The organism is Pseudomonas sp. HMSC076A11 (genome assembly GCF_001810205.1).
In the GTDB taxonomy this organism is placed as follows: domain Bacteria; phylum Pseudomonadota; class Gammaproteobacteria; order Pseudomonadales; family Pseudomonadaceae; genus Pseudomonas; species Pseudomonas aeruginosa.
The window spans coordinates 174,728-192,061 of sequence record NZ_KV800299.1 but is presented as its reverse complement, the minus strand read 5'-3'; the positions used below and the strand labels follow the sequence as shown (position 1 = coordinate 192,061).

20 protein-coding genes and 1 riboswitch are annotated in these 17,334 nt (G+C 64.9%); of the genes, 6 read left to right on the top strand and 14 right to left on the bottom strand.

Translation table 11 applies throughout. From position 1 onward, the window contains the following. Positions 1–1,136: nicotinate phosphoribosyltransferase (gene pncB / locus HMPREF2716_RS13230; RefSeq protein WP_070621911.1), on the top strand; the 1,136-nt coding region annotated here is incomplete at its 5' end. A gap of 124 nt (positions 1,137–1,260) precedes the next feature. On the opposite strand, the gene HMPREF2716_RS13225 is transcribed toward pncB, so the two are convergent. The 5 genes from HMPREF2716_RS13225 to HMPREF2716_RS13205 form a co-directional block, all read right to left on the bottom strand. Further along, positions 1,261–1,503 (bottom strand): hypothetical protein, encoded by a 243-nt coding sequence (locus HMPREF2716_RS13225; protein WP_012077171.1) that lies wholly within the window; start codon positions 1,501–1,503, stop codon positions 1,261–1,263. Beyond that, a complete protein-coding gene (locus HMPREF2716_RS13220) occupies positions 1,500–2,204 on the bottom strand; it encodes a lipopolysaccharide kinase InaA family protein (protein ID WP_003094029.1) in 705 nt (234 codons plus the stop codon). The genes HMPREF2716_RS13225 and HMPREF2716_RS13220 overlap by 4 nt, the downstream gene beginning before the upstream one ends. A gap of 2 nt (positions 2,205–2,206) precedes the next feature. Further along, the gene (locus tag HMPREF2716_RS13215) at positions 2,207–2,890 is read right to left on the bottom strand and encodes a class I SAM-dependent methyltransferase (protein ID WP_003094031.1); all 684 of its coding nucleotides are present in this window, start codon (positions 2,888–2,890) and stop codon (positions 2,207–2,209) included. A gap of 79 nt (positions 2,891–2,969) precedes the next feature. Further along, a complete protein-coding gene (locus HMPREF2716_RS13210; protein ID WP_003094037.1) occupies positions 2,970–4,250 on the bottom strand; it encodes a sensor histidine kinase in 1,281 nt (426 codons plus the stop codon). Then, positions 4,240–4,923 (bottom strand): response regulator transcription factor, encoded by a 684-nt coding sequence (locus tag HMPREF2716_RS13205; protein ID WP_003094039.1) that lies wholly within the window; start codon positions 4,921–4,923, stop codon positions 4,240–4,242. Before HMPREF2716_RS13205 ends, HMPREF2716_RS13210 begins: the two co-directional genes overlap by 11 nt. A 216-nt stretch (positions 4,924–5,139) precedes the next feature. Here HMPREF2716_RS13205 and HMPREF2716_RS13200 point away from each other — a divergent pair, with 216 nt between their 5' ends. After that, positions 5,140–5,934 carry a phosphatase PAP2 family protein gene (locus HMPREF2716_RS13200; RefSeq protein ID WP_003112760.1) on the top strand — a complete coding sequence of 265 codons (795 nt, stop codon included), beginning with the start codon at positions 5,140–5,142 and terminating at the stop codon, positions 5,932–5,934. Here HMPREF2716_RS13200 and HMPREF2716_RS13195 read toward each other — a convergent pair. Both HMPREF2716_RS13195 and crcB read right to left on the bottom strand, forming a co-directional pair. After that, positions 5,877–6,206, bottom strand: a complete 330-nt coding sequence (locus HMPREF2716_RS13195) for a DUF190 domain-containing protein (protein ID WP_003112759.1) — start codon at positions 6,204–6,206, stop codon at positions 5,877–5,879. The genes HMPREF2716_RS13200 and HMPREF2716_RS13195 overlap by 58 nt on opposite strands. A gap of 19 nt (positions 6,207–6,225) precedes the next feature. Next, positions 6,226–6,609, bottom strand: a complete 384-nt coding sequence (crcB, locus tag HMPREF2716_RS13190) for a fluoride efflux transporter CrcB (RefSeq protein WP_003094051.1) — start codon at positions 6,607–6,609, stop codon at positions 6,226–6,228. Positions 6,610–6,673: 64 nt separating this feature from the next. After that, positions 6,674–6,736, bottom strand: a riboswitch (Fluoride riboswitch). 101 nt (positions 6,737–6,837) lie between these two features. Here crcB and HMPREF2716_RS13185 point away from each other — a divergent pair. Further along, positions 6,838–7,524: a ParB-like protein gene (locus tag HMPREF2716_RS13185; RefSeq protein ID WP_003102671.1), complete on the top strand. Its 687-nt coding sequence runs from the start codon at positions 6,838–6,840 to the stop codon at positions 7,522–7,524. A gap of 55 nt (positions 7,525–7,579) precedes the next feature. Here HMPREF2716_RS13185 and groL read toward each other — a convergent pair whose 3' ends face one another. The 4 genes from groL to HMPREF2716_RS13165 form a co-directional block, all read right to left on the bottom strand. After that, positions 7,580–9,223 carry a chaperonin GroEL gene (groL, locus tag HMPREF2716_RS13180; protein WP_003094059.1) on the bottom strand — a complete coding sequence of 548 codons (1,644 nt, stop codon included), beginning with the start codon at positions 9,221–9,223 and terminating at the stop codon, positions 7,580–7,582. A gap of 50 nt (positions 9,224–9,273) precedes the next feature. Then, a complete protein-coding gene (locus HMPREF2716_RS13175; RefSeq protein WP_003094064.1) occupies positions 9,274–9,567 on the bottom strand; it encodes a co-chaperone GroES in 294 nt (97 codons plus the stop codon). Positions 9,568–9,762: 195 nt separating this feature from the next. Beyond that, positions 9,763–10,230, bottom strand: a complete 468-nt coding sequence (locus HMPREF2716_RS13170; RefSeq protein WP_003094066.1) for an FxsA family protein — start codon at positions 10,228–10,230, stop codon at positions 9,763–9,765. 68 nt (positions 10,231–10,298) lie between these two features. Then, entirely contained in the window at positions 10,299–11,033 is a 735-nt protein-coding gene (locus HMPREF2716_RS13165; RefSeq protein WP_003112758.1) for a HugZ family pyridoxamine 5'-phosphate oxidase, read from the bottom strand. Between the two features lie 108 nt (positions 11,034–11,141). Here HMPREF2716_RS13165 and HMPREF2716_RS13160 point away from each other — a divergent pair, with 108 nt between their 5' ends. Further along, positions 11,142–11,900 (top strand): SDR family oxidoreductase, encoded by a 759-nt coding sequence (locus HMPREF2716_RS13160; RefSeq protein ID WP_003094072.1) that lies wholly within the window; start codon positions 11,142–11,144, stop codon positions 11,898–11,900. 58 nt (positions 11,901–11,958) lie between these two features. Here HMPREF2716_RS13160 and HMPREF2716_RS13155 read toward each other — a convergent pair whose 3' ends face one another. Both HMPREF2716_RS13155 and HMPREF2716_RS13150 read right to left on the bottom strand, forming a co-directional pair. Beyond that, positions 11,959–12,966, bottom strand: coding sequence for a DUF481 domain-containing protein (locus tag HMPREF2716_RS13155; protein WP_003120892.1), 1,008 nt, complete (start codon positions 12,964–12,966; stop codon positions 11,959–11,961). A 114-nt stretch (positions 12,967–13,080) separates the two neighbouring features. After that, positions 13,081–14,082, bottom strand: coding sequence for a DUF481 domain-containing protein (locus HMPREF2716_RS13150; RefSeq protein WP_003120893.1), 1,002 nt, complete (start codon positions 14,080–14,082; stop codon positions 13,081–13,083). Here HMPREF2716_RS13150 and HMPREF2716_RS13145 point away from each other — a divergent pair. Both HMPREF2716_RS13145 and ampG read left to right on the top strand, forming a co-directional pair. Continuing rightward, positions 14,081–14,464 (top strand): MGMT family protein, encoded by a 384-nt coding sequence (locus HMPREF2716_RS13145; protein ID WP_023518065.1) that lies wholly within the window; start codon positions 14,081–14,083, stop codon positions 14,462–14,464. The genes HMPREF2716_RS13150 and HMPREF2716_RS13145 overlap by 2 nt on opposite strands. A gap of 42 nt (positions 14,465–14,506) precedes the next feature. Next, complete coding sequence (ampG, locus tag HMPREF2716_RS13140) at positions 14,507–16,291, top strand: MFS transporter AmpG (RefSeq protein WP_003094076.1); 1,785 nt, start codon at positions 14,507–14,509, stop codon at positions 16,289–16,291. A 55-nt stretch (positions 16,292–16,346) separates the two neighbouring features. On the opposite strand, the gene HMPREF2716_RS13135 is transcribed toward ampG, so the two are convergent. Continuing rightward, entirely contained in the window at positions 16,347–17,183 is an 837-nt protein-coding gene (locus HMPREF2716_RS13135) for a mechanosensitive ion channel family protein (protein ID WP_003094078.1), read from the bottom strand. Between the last annotated feature and the right edge of the window lie 151 nt (positions 17,184–17,334).

The following is a 17,334-nucleotide window of genomic DNA, read 5'->3' as shown; positions in this document are numbered from 1 at the left end:
AGCTGACCATGATGCAGGCGGTGCTGCACAACTATCCCAACGCCGAGGTGGAGTGGGAGTTCCGCTGCCGCAACCAGGAAGACCTGCGCCTGTACCTGCCGGCCATCCGCGAACAGCTGGAATACCTGGCGGGCCTGGCGATCAGCGACGAGCAACTGGCCTTCCTCGAACGGATTCCCTTCCTCGCGCCGGACTTCATCCGCTTCCTCGGGTTGTTCCGCTTCAACCCGCGCTACGTGCAGACCGGCATCGAGAACGACGAATTCTTCCTGCGCCTGAAAGGTCCCTGGCTGCACGTGATCCTCTTCGAAGTGCCGCTGCTGGCGATGATCAGCGAGGTGCGCAACCGCGCCCGCTACCCGGCCGCCACCGTCGAGCAGGCGCGCGAACGCCTGCAGGAAAAGTTCGATTGGCTGCGCCGGGAGGCCAGCGCCGAGGAACTGGCCGGCTTCAAGATGGCCGACTTCGGTACCCGCCGCCGCTTCTCCTATCGGGTCCACGAGGCGGTGGTGAGCGGTCTGAAGGAGGACTTTCCGGGCTGCTTCGTCGGCACCAGCAACGTCCACCTGGCACGCAAGCTCGACCTCAAGCCCCTCGGCACCATGGCCCACGAATGGCTGATGGCCCACCAGCAGCTCGGTCCGCGCCTGATCGATAGCCAGAGTGCCGCGTTGGACTGCTGGGTCCGCGAATACCGTGGGCTGCTCGGCATCGCGCTGACCGACTGCATCACCACCGATGCCTTCCTGCGCGACTTCGACCTCTATTTCGCCAAGCTCTTCGACGGCCTCCGCCACGACTCGGGCGACCCTTTGCTGTGGGCGGAAAAGACCATCGCCCACTACCTCAAGCTGGGCATCGACCCGTTGACCAAGACCCTGGTGTTCTCCGACGGCCTCGACCTGCCGCGGGCCCTGAAGATCTATCGCGCGTTGCAGGGCCGGATCAACGTCAGCTTCGGCATAGGCACGCATTTCACCTGCGACCTGCCGGGCGTCGAGCCGATGAACATCGTGGTGAAGATGAGCGCCTGCAACGGCCATCCGGTGGCGAAGATCTCCGATACGCCCGGCAAGGCGCAATGCCGGGACCCGGACTTCATCCACTACCTCAAGCACGTGTTCCAGGTCGCCTAGGGCAAGCCTGGCGCGCCGCGGCAAGGTGGCGCATGAGGCCTGGTCCTTATTCGGCCCATGCCTCCGACGATCTCATCGCCCATGAAAAAGCCCCGCCAAGGCGGGGCTTCTTCGACAAGGAGACTCAGCGCGACAGGCTGGCTCCCCCCTGGGAAAGACCGAACATCAGCAGCAGGATGTCCTTGTTCGGCTGGACCTCCTGGCGCGTCGGCCGCTCGGCCTTGAGCACCGAAGGCGTCGGGCAGTACTCATGACCGCCGCTCATCTGCACCACGTTCGGCGCGGGTTCGTGCCAGGCGGCAGCCGCGGCTGTAGCCACGGCGAGAGCGCCGACCAGCAACAAACCTCGAGTGATTTCTAATTTCATGTCTGCAACCCTTTGATGGCGCTGCCAAACGCCGTCTGGTAACCATAGATGAAGGCTTGCCACTGCGCGCCAGTCCACGACGAGCGGCGCTTCAACTGCTTCAGGTCGTGCTGGGACGCCTTGTTCACCGTAAGGCGGCGGCGGCTCTTCTCCAGGTCGATCAGCGCTACTTCGATGGCCTCGCCCTCGACGCGGACGAAGATGTGCTTCGGATAGAGACAACCGTGCTGCCAGTGGGCGAGATTCATCCGGGCAATGGTAGCGCCGATTTGTTGCAGAATTCTTTGGTGCTTCGCTTCGCCCCAGCGGTCCTGGTCACCGCGCGCATAGCACTCGTCGAGGCTGGAGAAACCCTCCAGGGCTTCGGTCACCAGCAGCGCCTGCCATTGTCCGTCGACCTTGCGGCAGCCGGAATAGACCAGGCGCGGCACGCGAATACCAAGCGACTCGAAGGCCCGTAGCGCATCGCGCTCGCGCATGGCGGTGGGATAGCCGAAAGGGCGCTGCCAGTCGCGGTAGACGTGGCCGGTCTGCTGCTTGCGATAGAGCAGCCGTCCATCGCCGGTGTACACCCGCTGCACGCCGCTGGCCCCGCCACGGCGCTCGTTGGGCTCCTCGACCCAGCTGCCGGGTACCTGCAACCACTGGTCGATGGCGGAGTCGCCGGAGATACGTTGCAGGGATGCCAGATCGGGAGCCATCGTTATTCCTTTCGCAAGATATAGACCCGCCACATGTGATACAGCGGGATGAAATCGAGATGCTTCTGGACGACGAAGCCGGCGTCGCGGAACTCGCGCTCGACCGTTTCGGCTGGTAATACGAAGCGGTTCTGGTAGCCGGTCTGTTCCCCGTTCGCTACCCGCCGTGCCTCCATGCGCCTACGCTTCCAGGCCTTGAAATTGCCATCGACCCAGAGGGAAAGGATCACGCTGTCCCGCGTGACCCGGTGAAACTCGCGGAGCAGGACGCGTCGATCGTCCGCCTCGCCGATGTGGTGGAGCAGCCGCATGCAGAAGATATTGTCCACCGAGCTGTCCGGCAGGTCGATGGCGAAAGCGGAAGTCTGCAAGGGCCGTACCCGTTTCACCACACCGTCCGGCTGACCGGCGCAGGCGACCGCCAGCATGTCCGCGGAATTGTCGGCGCCGATGATCACCCGGTTGTCCTTTTCCGCCAGCAGCGGCCAGAAGCGTCCGGCGCCGCAGGGCAGGTCGAGCACCAGGTTGGGCTGCCCCGCGAGCTTCAGCGCGTGCCGGGCGAGTTGGACGTCGCGCCGGTGGGAAAGTTTCCGGGCGAGGCCGTCCTGATGCTTCTTCAGGTAGGCCTCAGCATGCTCGCGATCATACTTGTGAGAAAAGTCGAGGTCGACAGGCGGATTGTTCATGACGGGAACTCCAGGATTCATGAGACGAACGGTATGAATCCAGCCGTCAAGCTCGGGTCAAGGGGTGGTGAATTTTTCGTCAAGCAACATCGAGTAAAACTTCGAACCGGCAGCCATGCGGCTCCACCGCGCTGAGGGTTACGCTCCAGCCCTCGGCGGCGCAGATCCGCTTCACCAGCGAGAGCCCGAGGCCAAGGCCTTCGCCGCGCCCGGAGCTGGAACTGCCGCGAACGAAGGGCATGAAAATGCGTTCGCGTTGTTCTTCCGGGACGCCCGCCCCGGTGTCCTCGACGCTGAAACCATGCTCGTCGAGGGTCAGCGTGATGCTCCCGGCATCGGTGTAGTGGGTCGCGTTGCGCAACAGGTTGCCCATCACCGCGCGCAGCAGTGGCGCGTTGAACTGGCCGGCGCAGGCGCCTTCGTTGCGGTAGTGCAGGGTCAGTCCTCGCGCCTCGACCTGTTCGCGCCAGACCTGGACCAGGTCGTCGGCGATGCTCTCCAGGCTACCGTGGGGCGCCAGGCTTTCCTCGCCCTTCTGCGCACGCGCCAGCAACAGGAAGGTTTGCACCAGGTCGCGCATCTCCTCGGTGGCCTTGGTCATCCGCTCCAGTTGGCCACGGGCGCGCGGGCCGAGGCTGGGTTCTTCGGCCAGCAGTTCGCATGAGGTGGCGATGACCATCAACGGCGTACGCAACTCATGACTGACGTCGCTGGTGAACAATTGCTCGCGCTTGAGCGCGTCGCGCAGGCGGCCAAGGGTCTCGTCGAAGGAAGCGGCCAGCTCGCCGACCTCGTCGTTGGCGTAGTCCGGCGCCAACGGCGGCGCCAGACCGAGCAACTGTTCGCGATGCCGCACCTGGCGCGCCAGGCGCACCACCGGCTCCATCACCTTGCGCGCGAGCATCCAGCCAAGCAGGCCGGCCAGGGCGATGCTCAGCACGTAGCCGGTCAGCACCGAGGCGTAGAGCACCTGCTCGCGCGCTTCGAAATCGCTCTGGTCCTGCAGCAGGACGAAGCGGCGACCATCGATGTCGCGCACCAGCGCATGGAACGACAAGTCGCCCTCGAACACTTCGTGGAAACCGACATCCAGTTGGTCCAGCGCCGGCGGCATGGCGTAGGAGCCCTGGCCGTCGCTGATGAAGAAGCGCATGCCGGGATCGAGCACCGGGTTGCGTCCCTGGGCCAGGTCGTCGCGCAGGATGCGCTCCAGCTCGCCGCCCAGGTCGCGGGAAATCAGGCGCTCCTCGATGATGTGGACCACGCCGACGATGCCGGCGGAGAACAGTCCCCCCACGGCGACCGTCATCAGCATGAAGGCGATGACGATCCGGCGGGCGAGGCTCTGCTTATACTCCATTCGGCTCCTCCGCCAGGCGGTAGCCGACGCCATGCACCGTATGCAGCAAGGCCACGGAGAATGGCTTGTCGATCACCTGACGGAGTTGATGGACGTGGCTGCGCAGGCTGTCACTGTCCGGGCAGTCGTCGCCCCAGACCGCTTCTTCCAGGGCATCCCGGCGCACCACATGGGGGCTCTTCTGCATCAGCACTGCGAGCAGCTTTAGGCCGATCGGATTGAGCTTGAGCGACTTGCCCGCGCGCTTGACCTCCAGGGTGTCCAGGTCATAGCTGAGATCGGCCACGCTCAGCTCGCGGCGGCCGCCACCCTGGGCGCGACGCAGCACCGCCTCGATGCGTGCGGAAAGTTCGGAAAGGGCGAAGGGCTTGACCAGGTAATCGTCGGCTCCGGAACGAAACCCCTGCAGGCGATCGTCCAACTGGTCGCGGGCGGTGAGCATGATCACCGGGGTGTCGCGCCGTGCGTCTTCGCGCAGGCGCCGGCACAGGGCATAGCCGTCGATTCCCGGCAGCATCACGTCGAGCACGATCAGGTCGTAGTGCTCGGTGGCCGCCAGGTGCAGGCCGGACAGCCCGTCCTGCGCGCAATCCACGGTATAGCCCTTGAGCGACAGGTAATCGGCCAGGTTGGCCAGGATGTCGCGGTTGTCTTCGACCACCAGTATTCGCATGTCCCACTCCTTCGCAGGAAGACCGATCGAGCGCCTCTCGCGCATTTACGGATTCTTCACCGGCGATTCACACCGGCTCTACGCTCGCCACCAGAGACTGCATGGCGTCTTCCATGGCCGCCGATCATAGCGGCTTTGCGGATGCGCACGAACCCCGGCGGTGGATTTAACCAGCGTCGAAGTCAAGAGAACGTCAACGCCAGCGTTGGAGATCGCATGACCCAGGCCGCCGTCCATTCCCCTTCCCGTCCATTCAACCCCTGGCTGTTCCTCGCCCTGCCGCTGGGCCTGGCGGCACTGCTGCTGGCCTTCGAGCCGGTGACCCTCGACCTCGCCCTGGCCAACCTGATGTACGACCCGGGCGCCGGCTTCATCGGCCGGCACAGTTGGTTCCTGGAGAACATCCTGCACGACCGGGTCAAGCAACTGGTGATCGCCATCAGCGTCCTCGGCCTGCTGGTCTCCATCGCCGGACTGTTCCACCGGCCATGGCGCGCACTGAGCAGGCCGCTGGCCTATGTGTTCCTCGCCATGAGCCTTGCAGCCAGCATAGTCACTCCGCTCAAGGCGCTCACCGCCGTGCAGTGCCCCTGGAGCCTGGCGCAGTTCGGCGGCGAGGAAACCTATAGTTCGCTGCTCAGCCCACGGCCGCCGACCGAGCACCCCGGACGCTGCTGGCCGGGCGGGCACGCATCGTCCGGATTCGTCCTGTTCGCGCTGTTCTTCGCCCTGCGCGACCGCAAGCCCAGGCTGGCGCGCTACGCCCTGGCCTTCGCCTTCGCCATGGGCTGTCTGCTATCGCTGTCGCGCATGCTGCAAGGTGCGCACTTCCTCTCGCACAACCTGTGGACGATGCTGTTCGACTGGCTGATCTGCCTCGGCCTGTACCGCCTGATGCTCTACCGACCGGAGACGCGGGGACAGCGCAACGGCGGCGCCGACGAAAACCGCGTTCAGGAAGACGATTCGTCCGCTCCCAGCACGCCGAACTCGATGGGCACCTTCATGTAGAACAGCCGCACGCCGGCCTGGCGGATCGACTCGAACAGCCGTTCTGACTGCTCGGGATCGACCGCCATGAGGATTTCCTGCGGCTGGTCGGCCAGCTCGAAGAAGTGCATCGAATGCAGCCGGCCGCTCTGGCCGAAGCCTTCGCTGGCAGCCAGCGCGGTGGCACCGCGCACGCCCAGGCGGCGCGCCTCTTCCAGCAGCCAGTCGCAGATCGGCTGGCCCTGGTGGCGGCGCCCCTGCTGGGTGATGAAGGTCAGTTGATAGCCTTGCATGGTCGGTCCTCCCGCTGCGCTATTTGCCCAGCATCCAGTTCATCGAGAACAACCCCAGCAGGGTCATCAGCAACGAGCCGCTGACGTGCGTCGCGATGGCCCCGGCGGCCCAGCCCAGGCGGCCCTCCTGAAGCAGGCTGACGACCTCGGCGGAAAAGGTGGAGAAAGTGGTCAGGCCGCCGCAGAACCCGGTGATGATCAGTAGCCGCCATTCCGGAGCGATGCCCGGCGCCTGGGCGAAATAGGCAATCGCCGCGCCGATGACATAGCCGCCGACCAGGTTGGCCAGCAGCGTGCCGGGGGGAATGCTGGGCAGCAGGCTGTTCAGCTTGAGCCCGAGGAACCAGCGCAGCAACGCCCCCAGGGCGGCGCCGAGGGCGATGGCGAGAATGGATTTCCACATAGTCCTGTCCTTGTAGGAGCGATTCGGACAGGCGGCAGGCGAGCGCCTACGCGCCTTTCCAGGTTCATGCGTAGGCATCATCAGCCCCAGGGGCGGTTGAAGGAGGAATGCCATCTCCTGTCGGCAAGATTGGCACAAAGCGAGGCACCTATCAAAGGCCGGAGTACGCCGGATCGCCCGAAGCGTGCCAGTCTAGGGAACCTTCCCCCTTCCTTCGCCGGAGCCCCCATGCGCCCAGTCCTGCTGCTTTGCTGCCTGTTCCTGTCCGCCACCGCCCAGGCCGAGGATTGCTCGCCGCAAACCTCTGTCGGTAGCTGGTGCGAGCTGCCGCTCGCGGCCCTCCACCCGACCCAGCAGAATGTCGGCCTGCTGCAGGTCGAGGATGACCAGGCCAAGCTCGCCGGGAAGAAGCCCAAGGCTCTCGAGCGCTACTTGCGCAAGAAGGAGATTCCGGTGGTGATCGGCCCCGGCGGCCGCTTCTACCTCACCGATCGCCATCACCTGAGTAGCGCGCTCTGGCGCCTGGACCCGAAACAGGGCGTGCCGGTGAAGGTGATCGGCCGGCTACCCCAGGCCAGCGACTTCTGGGAGAAGATGCAGGAAAACCACTGGGTCTGGCTGCACGATGCGCGTGGCGCGGAGATCCCGCCCGAGGCCCTGCCGGACGCTCTCGCCGGGCTTGGCGACGATCCCTACCGCGCCCTGGCCGGCTACGCCGAGGACGAGAACGCCTTCGACAAGGATCGGCAGAGCTATTTCATCGAATTCCACTGGGCGCGCTATTTCGGCGAACGCATGCACTGGCGGCCGATCAGCCGCGCCACTCTGCCCGACGACCTGAAGCAGGCACTGCGCCTGGCCTGCGAACCGGCGGCAAGGGAGCTGCCGGGCTACCGCCAGGACTGCCCGCACTGAGGAATAAAAAAGCCCCGCCGAAGCGGGGCTTTTCCAACCACAGGGGCCGGTCGGCTTACATCATGCCGCCCATGCCGCCCATGCCGCCCATGTCAGGCATGCCGCCCATGGCCGGCTTGTCTTCCACGATCTCGGCAACCATGGCTTCGGTGGTGATCATCAGACCGCCGATGGAGGCCGCAGCCTGCAGAGCGGAACGAGTGACCTTGGCCGGGTCCAGGATGCCCATCTCGATCATGTCGCCGTACACGCCGGTAGCAGCGTTGAAGCCGTAGTTGCCGGAACCCTGCTTGACCTTGTCGACCACTACGCTCGGCTCGTCGCCGGCGTTGGCCACGATCTGGCGCAGCGGCGATTCGACGGCGCGACGCAGCAGGGCGATACCGACGTTCTGCTCCTCGTTGTCACCCTTCAGGCCTTCGATGGCTTGCAGGGCACGAACCAGGGCTACGCCGCCGCCGGGAACCACGCCCTCTTCCACCGCTGCACGGGTAGCGTGCAGGGCGTCTTCGACGCGGGCTTTCTTCTCTTTCATCTCGACTTCGGTGGCAGCGCCTACCTTGATCACGGCAACACCGCCGGCCAGCTTGGCCAGGCGCTCTTGCAGCTTCTCGCGGTCGTAGTCGGAAGTGGTTTCCTCGATCTGCTTGCGGATCTGCAGGACGCGGGCTTCGATATCAGCCTGCACACCGGCGCCATCGATGATGGTGGTGTTTTCCTTGTTGATCACGACGCGCTTGGCGTTGCCCAGGTGCTCCAGGGTAGCGCCTTCCAGGCTCAGGCCGACTTCTTCGCTGATCACGGTACCGCCGGTGAGGATGGCGATGTCCTGCAGCATGGCCTTGCGGCGATCGCCGAAGCCCGGAGCCTTGACAGCCGCGACCTTGACGATGCCACGCATGTTGTTCACCACCAGGGTGGCCAGGGCTTCGCCCTCGACGTCCTCGGCGACGATCAGCAGCGGACGGCCGGCCTTGGCGACGGCTTCCAGCACCGGCAGCATTTCGCGGATGTTGGAGATCTTCTTGTCGACCAGCAGCAGCAGCGGGCTATCCAGCTCGGCAGCCATGGTGTCCGGCTTGTTCACGAAGTAGGGGGACAGGTAGCCACGATCGAACTGCATGCCTTCGACGACGGACAGTTCGTTTTCCAGGCCCGAGCCTTCCTCGACGGTGATCACGCCTTCTTTACCGACTTTTTCCATGGCTTCGGCAATGATCTGGCCGATGGACTCGTCGGAGTTGGCGGAGATGGTGCCTACCTGGGCGATGGCCTTGGTGTCGGCGCAGGGCTTGGCCAGCTCTTTCAGCTGGGCGACGATAGCCACGGTGGCCTTGTCGATGCCACGCTTCAGGTCCATCGGGTTCATGCCGGCGGCAACGGCCTTCAGGCCTTCGTTGACGATGGCCTGGGCCAGGACGGTCGCGGTGGTGGTGCCGTCACCGGCAGCGTCGTTGGCCTTGGAGGCAACGTCTTTCACCAGTTGCGCGCCCATGTTCTCGAACTTGTCTTTCAGCTCGATTTCCTTGGCGACGGAAACGCCGTCCTTGGTGATGGTCGGAGCGCCGAAGGACTTGTCCAGAACCACGTTGCGGCCTTTCGGGCCGAGGGTGGCCTTGACGGCATCGGCCAGCACGTTCACGCCGACCAGCATTTTCTTGCGAGCGGAATCGCCGAACTTAACTTCTTTGGCAGCCATGTTCTCTTTCCTCTAAATCGAATTCGGTGAAAACGGAGTGGTGAGACCGATCAGTCTTCCAGGACGGCGAGGATTTCGGACTCGCCCATCACCAGCAGTTCCTCGCCATCGACCTTGATGGCGTTGCTGCCGGAGTAAGGCCCGAAGACCACCTTGTCGCCCACCTTCACTGCCAGAGCGCGCACTTCGCCGTTGTCCAGTACACGACCGGTACCTACGGCTACCACTTCACCGCGGTTCGGCTTCTCGGCGGCGGAACCCGGCAGCACGATGCCGCCTGCGGTCTTGGTCTCTTCCTCGCTGCGACGGATAACGACGCGATCATGCAGAGGACGAAGCTTCATAGTCGTAACTCTCCCAAACAGTGGTTTCCAACGGCCGGATCGAAGTCCGGCGGGTTTTGTTGAAGCCGGCGTTGCCGGGTTGCGACTCGACGCGCGAGCCGCGTAAGACAGCCTGCCCTTGTGGCAGGGACCTTGCGGTGACCGTTACATAAGGTCGCCACAAGCCATTTCAAGGGCATGCAGTGAAATTTTTTTTCAGTTGCGCGAATCGTCGCGGCGCTCGTACTCGCCCTCGATGACGTTCGGCCGCGACGGACCCTGTCCGTAGCGGGCGTTCAGGTCGTCGGCGAAGGCGCGCCGGCGCAGCGCCTGCTGTTCGACGCGGCGGCGCAGGCCGCCGAGCATCAGGCGACGGGTGAAAGGAATCAGGCAGAGGATGCCGAAGATGTCGCTGATGAAACCCGGCAGCATCAGCAGGCCGCCGCCGACGGCGATCAACAGGCCTTCGAGCATTTCCTGCTCCGGCAGTTCGCCACGGGCCAGTCGTTCGCGGGCGCGCCAGGCGGTGGCCACGCCGGCCACGCGCAACAATGCAGCACCGATGAAGGCGCTGGCGACGATCAGGAACAGGGTCCAGCCGACCCCGATGACACTGCCGACCTTGATCAGGACGGCCAGCTCGACCAGCGGGAAGAGCAACAGCAGAAAGAGGAAAGCGCGCATTTCAGAGTCCTTGGCGGGGCCCGTTTGCCCCCGGTACCACCAGTAGTTGGCGCCAGCCGGGGAAGAATTCAACCCTGCTCCGGCTCGACGGTAGGCCAGCGCTCGGCCCTGGCCAATTGCACCAGCGCCTGGCGCACGGCCCCGGGGTTGCCGCAGGCGGCGGGGAACGGCAGCCAGTGCAGGCCCTGGCCGATGCGCAGGTGGAAACCTTCTGTATCAATTCCCGCCAGCTGCGCCGCGGCATGCGCCGGCAGTCCGGCGAGTTCCACATAGTGGGCGATGGCGGCGGCGTGGTCGCTGTTCATGTGCTCGACCATGCCGCGCTCGGCTTCTCCGGCGAACGGATTGGCCAGCGGCACGCGCTCGGCGGCCAGCCAGTGGATCGCGCCGAAACCGCCGATGAAACGCCACTGGACCGGCTGCAGCACCCAGAAGTCGAAATCGTGGACCCGATGGTAGTCGGCGGACTCGGGGAAATAGCGGTAGTAACGCTCGGCCGCCGCGGCGACCTCCTCCTCCGCCAATTGCCGCGCCTCGGCCAGCAGGGTGAGGCGGCCGACAGCCTGGATATCCTCGGCGCCGCGCTCGCCTACCAGCATCGAGCAGCGCGGGTCCGCCTGCAGGTTGTGGGTGTGCTGGGCGATCCGGCTGATCAGGATCAGCGGCCGGCCTTCGGCATCCAGGCAATAGGGAACCACCGAGCCGAAAGGAAAGCCCGGCCATTTCTTCGAGTGGGTGGAAAGGACCGCACGGTATTCCTTGAGCAGCAATTCTCGGGCATTCTTTGCAGCTTCAACGCTCAATTTATGACTCCTTGCATAGAATCCGTCGTAAACGGACGGGCATATCAAAGTACGTTCGCAGGTGCCGGCAAGGTCCGCTTCCAGAAACTGCTCGTGGGGTTCCAAGCAATGCAATTGAAAGACAAGGTCATCATCATCACCGGCGGCTGCCAGGGGCTCGGCCGGGCAATGGGCGAATATCTCGCCGGCAAGGGCGCCAGGCTGGCCCTGGTCGATCTCAACCGCGAACGTCTCGACGAAGCCGTCGCTGCCTGCAAGGCCGCCGGCGGCGACGCTCGCGCCTACGTGTGCAACGTGGCGGACGAGGAACAGGTTACCCACATGGTGGCCCAGGTCGCCAGCGACTTCGGCGCGATCAACGGCCTGGTCAACAACGCCGGCATCCTCCGCGACGGCCTGACCATCAAGGTCAAGGACGGCCAGTTGAGCAAGATGAGCCTGGCCCAATGGCAATCGGTGATCGACGTCAACCTCACCGGTGTGTTCCTCTGCACCCGCGAAGTGGCGGCGAAGATGATCGAGCTGAAGAACGAAGGCGCGATCGTCAACATTTCCTCGATCTCCCGCGCCGGCAACATGGGCCAGGCCAACTACTCGGCAGCCAAGGCCGGGGTGGCCGCGGATACCGTGGTCTGGGCGAAGGAACTGGCGCGCTACGGCATCCGCGTGGCCGGCGTGGCGCCGGGCTTCATCGAGACCGAGATGACCGCCGGGATGAAACCCGAGGCGCTGGAGAAGATGACCGCCGGCATCCCCCTCAAGCGTATGGGCAAGCCGGTGGAGATCGCCCACTCGGTGGCCTACATCTTCGAGAACGACTACTACACCGGCCGCGTTCTCGAACTGGACGGCGGCCTGCGCCTGTAGGCCCCGGCCCCGCAAGGAAAAAGCCCCGCTATCGCGGGGCTTTTTCGTGCAGGCCGGCTTACCAGCCGACCCCGAGGCCGAAGGTATAGCGGCGCTGGTTGACGTTGCCGTCGTTGCCGCTGAACTTGTCCCATTCCGCCTTCATGCTCAGCGAAGCCCAGCTGGTCAGCTTGTAGCGGATCCCCGCCTCGGTCTGCAGCTCGTAGTCCAGGCCGGATTGCAGCGGCTTGCTGACCTCGCCGTTGGTGAACAGCTCGAACTGCTTGGCCAGCAGGTAGCGGTTGTAGTCCCACTTGAAGCTCGACGAATAGAAGTGCTCCTTCTCGCCATCGGCGAACTCGTAGTCGTTGCGGTTGACCAAGGTGGCGATGGAGAACGCGCCCAGCTCGTTGTCCCAGAACTGGTAGCCGGGGCCGGTACCGACGGTACGCTTCTTCGCCAGGTCCTCGATCATGTCGCGCTTGTAGGCGACCTGGCCCTGCCAGAACCAGTGGTCGTCGATGAAGCGGTCCAGCGCGTACTGGCCGGAATAATTGTCGGTGCTGACCTGGCCGTTCTTCTTCTCGCGGTTGTACTCGCCCTGCACGTTGTGGCGCCAGAGTCCGTGGCGGGCGTTGGTCTTGAAATCGATGTCGTAGTCGGACACATCGTTCTCGGCCTGCTTGCGGTCCAGCGAGAAATCGACGTTGCCGTTCCATACCCAGTCCTGGAGGATCGGCTTGGGCGGCATCATCTGCTGGATGCTGGCCAGCTCCACGGTCTTCGGCTCGCCGTTGACCAGGGTCACCTGGCCCGGCCCGGCGGCCTTGATGCCCTTGGAGTGCTCGCCAGTCTCGGCATCCTGCTTGACCAGCAGGTTCTGCTCGCTCTCGAAGGTGGAGATCTTGTCCCACTTGAGCGTGATGTCGCCGCCATAGTCGGTCTTCAGCAGCAGCTTGCCGCCGTCGAACAGGGTGATCTTGCCGGTAAGGCGGTCACCGTTCTTCATCCAGACCGTATCGGCAAGGGCAGAGGTGGAACTTGCAAGGGCAGCGAGGCACAGCAGGATTCTCGACAACATGAGCACAAATCAACTGAGTTGGGTTCGAAGAGGCCGGCATTATCCAAATGCCGGGCGGCAGAGCAAGGACCGGGGCACGGGCGGTAAAGTTCAGCCGGATCGACCGAAAGGTGAGCCGCGTCACCAGCCGACGCCGACCCCGATCAGGTAATGCCGGTCGGACTGGGTGCCCCCCTCGGTGCGCAACTGGTCCAGTTCATAGAGGAACGAAAGACGCGCCCAACTGTTCAGGCGATAGCGCAGGCCGTATTCGCTGTCGAGCAGGTAGTCGATCCGCTCGATGCCGGGAACCAGCACGGTCCCCTTGCTGTACAGCTCCAGCCGGGTGCCGGCGAGCAGCCGCTTGTAGTCCCACTCCAGCGAATAGGAGGTGAAATCCTCGCGCGGCTGATCGCGCCACTCCAGTTGCCAGCGACTGATCTCGGCGACCAGGTCGAAACGCCCGAGTTCGTCGTCCCAGAACTGGTAGCCGGGGCCGGTTCCCAGCGCGCTCTGGCGCTCCAGGTTGTCGATCGCATCGTGCTTCTGCGAATAGCTGCCGCGCCAGAACCAGTGTTCGTCGAAGAAGCGATCGAGGTCGTAGTCCAGCTCCCAGTTGTCCTCGACCTTGCGCCCGTCCTTCTTTTCCCGCTCCACTTCCCCCGCCAGCACGTGGCGCCAGGCACCGTGGCGAAGCCGGGTATCGCCCTTGAGCTTCCATTCGTCCTTGTCGCTGTCGTTGCGCTTGCTATCCAGCTTGACGTCGAGATTGCCCTCCCAGACCAGGTCCTCCACCAGCGGTCGCGGCGGCACCATCTGGCGAATACTGGCCAGCGGGACGGTATGGCTGCCGCCATCGACGATCCGCACCATGCCCTTGCCCGCCGCCTCCAGGGTTCGGCTACGCTGCCCGGATACGCCCTGCTGCTTGATCAGCAGGGGTTTGTCGGAACTGATGGTGTCGATATCCTTCCAATCGATCAGCACCTGGCCGGCATAACGGGTCTTCAGCGCCAGCTTGCCGCCGTCCATCAGCACGATCTCGCCGGACAGGCGGTCGCCGTTGTCCAGCCATACGGTGTCGGCCAGCGCGGGGCCGGCCAGGAGCATCACGACGATTGAACAGAGGGCTCTGAGCGACATGGGCGTTCACAAGGCGGACAGGAAAGGGAAAACCGATGAGCATGCATGGGCCGGCAGCGACCCGGCAAGTGCCCAGGCGCGCCGCGAGGCCCTGTACCTGGTGCTGGCGCAGGTGCCGCCGGGGCAGGTGGTCAGCTACGGGCAACTGGCCGAACTGGCCGGCCTAGGCCGCGCCGCCCGCTGGGTCGGCAGGACGCTCAGCCAGTTGCCGGTGGATACCCGCCTGCCCTGGCATCGGGTTCTCGGCGCCGGCGGTCGCATCAGCCTGCCGGCGGACAGTCCCGGCGGTCGCGAACAACGCGCACGCTTGCGCGAGGAAGACGTTCTCCTGCACAACGACAGGGTGGACATACGTCGGCATGGCTGGCTTACAGCGAAGTAGAGCGGTTAGAGTGCGCGTTATTTTTTGCGGAACGGTTACCCCATGACTCAGCAATCCTGGCGAGAGGCCCTGGTCGCCTACAAGTCTCCCGCCAGCCTGGCCCTCCTGCTGCTCGGCTTCGCCGCCGGCCTGCCGACCATGCTGGTGTTCAACACCCTGTCGGTGTGGCTGCGCGAAGCCGGCGTGGCGCGGGATACCATCGGTTTCGCCAGTTGGCTGGGGCTGGTGTACGCCTTCAAGTGGGTCTGGTCGCCGATGCTCGACCAGTGGCGCCTGCCCTTCGTCGGCCGTCTCGGCCGGCGCCGTTCCTGGCTGGTGTTCTCGCAGGTGCTGATCGCCCTGGGACTGCTCGGCATGGCCCTGTGCAATCCGCAGAGCCACCTGCCCTGGCTGATCGGCCTGGCCCTGCTGGTGGCGTTCGCCTCCGCCACCCAGGACATCGCGATCGACGCCTACCGCCTGGAAATCGCCGAGGATAGCCGCCAGGCCGCCCTCGCTGCCTGCTACATGACCGGCTACCGCGCGGCGATCCTGCTGGCCAGCGCCGGCGCGCTGATTCTCGCCGAATGGTTCGGCTCCACCAGCCTCAACTACAGCCAGTCGGCCTGGGGCCTGACCTATGCGTTGTTCGCCCTGCTGATCCTGCCTGGGCTGGTCACCAGCCTGCTGATCCGCGAGCCGGCGGTGGACGTGCCGATCCACGTCAACCCGTCGCGTTTCGACTTCAACCACCAACTGCTCTCGGTGCTCCTGCTGCTGATCCTGCTGATCTCGCTGCCGGCGATGATCACCGCCCTCCTCGACCGCGCCTGGCCGCGCGCCGGCCTCTACGCGCTGCTCATGGGGATCTGCCTGTCGCCGTGGGGACGCCAGCAGATCCGCCCGGTCCGCGAACTGCTCGCCACCGTGCGCAGGCCGCTGCTGGTGGCGGCGCGCGGCAAGGAAGTGCCGCTGTTCGATTTCGTCCACCAGGCGGTCTCGGTGATGGTGCTGATCATCCTCCTCGTCACCGTCACCGCCATGTGCCGCGCCTACTACTCCGGCGCCTGGCCGCGCGGCACGCTGTTCCTGCTGATCGCCGCGTCCTGCCTGTCGGCACCCGGACGCCTGCTGATGGCCCCGGTGCTGACGCCGATCACCGAGTTCGTCCAGCGCTATCGCTGGCAGGCCCTGCTGCTGCTCGGCCTGATCTCCACCTATCGCCTGTCGGACACGGTGATGGGGGTGATGGCCGGGGTCTTCTACATCGACATGGGCTTCTCCAAGGAAGTCATCGCCAGTGTCAGCAAGGTCTTCGGCGTACTCATGACCCTGATCGGCGCCGCCGCCGGCGGGGTGCTGATCGCCCGCTTCAGCATCCTCTCCATCCTGTTCATCGGCGGTGCCGCTTCGGCTGCCACCAACCTGCTGTTCGCCATGCTCGCCCAGCTCGGCCCGCTGCACGCCGAGGCCCTGCCCAGCCATGACGTGATCAGCCTGGTGATGGCGCTCGAGCCGCACGTGCTGATGCTGGTGATGACCATCACCCTCGACAACTTCAGCGGCGGCCTCGCCGCCTCGGCCTTCGTCGCCTACCTGTCGAGCCTGACCAACCTGAAGTTCTCCGCCACCCAGTACGCCATGCTCAGCTCGACCATGCTCCTGCTGCCGCGCTTCATCGGCGGCTACTCCGGAACCATGGTCGAGAGCCTCGGCTACGAGCACTTCTTCTACGTCACCGCGGTGATGGGCATTCCCACCCTGCTGCTGATCGGCTGGTTGTGGCTGCGCCGCGCGCCGTCCAGCGAGACGCCGGCGCCGGGACACCAGAACGCCGAGCAGCACTGAGGCGAGAATGAAAAAGGCCGGCATTCGCCGGCCTTTTTCGTGGATCGTACGGACCTCAGTCGGCCATCGCGCCCTGCACAACCTTGACCACCCGCTGCGGGAAGGGAATGCCGATACCTTCCTTGCCCAGCGCGTCGCGGGCCTTTTCGTTGAACATGAACATCACGTCCCAGTAGTCGGCGTTCTTCACCCAGACCCGCAGGGACAGGGTAATCGCGCTTTCGCCGAGATTGGAAACCACCGCCACCGGTGCCGGGTCCTTCAGAACCCGCGGGTCATCGGCCATGGCCAGGAGAATGTTCTGCGCATTCTTCAGGTCGGCGTCGTAGTCGATGCCGACGTCGAAGATCACCTTGCGCAGCGGCTCGGCGGAGTAGTTGGTCACCGTTCCGTTGGACAGCGCCCCGTTGGGCACGATGATCCGCTTGTTGTCGCCGCTACGCAGCACGGTGTGGAAGATCAGGATCGAATCCACGGTGCCGGCCACGCCCTGTGCCTCGATCCAGTCGCCGACCTTGAACGGGCGGAACAGCAGGATCAGCACGCCGCCGGCGAAGTTAGCCAGGCTGCCTTGCAGGGCCAGGCCGATGGCCAGGCCGGCGGCGCCGATGGCGGCGACGAAGCTGGTGGTCTGGATGCCGATCATGGAAGCCACGCTGACCACCAGCAGGATCTTCAGGACGATGCTCACCAGGCTGCCGACGAAGCCTTGCAGGGTGCGGTCGACGCTGCGCCTGGCGAGCAGGCCGCCGACCCGGCCGGTCAGGGTGTTGATCAGCCACCAGCCGATCGCCAGGGTCAGCAGCGCCAGGGCGACCTTGCCGCTGTACTCCAGCACGATCGGCAGCCAGGACTCGGTCTGCTGCACCAGTCGGTCGTAGTTCAATTCCATGCATTACCTCCATTTCTCGAAAAAACACCCCTCCCTTCCGCAACGGAAACGGGACGGGCTTGCAGATTCCTGCCCGGACGCCGTGGGGCGACGTTTCCGGGCCTGGATACGAATCGGCGCAGCGCGGACGAACCGACGCTGCGCCGACAGG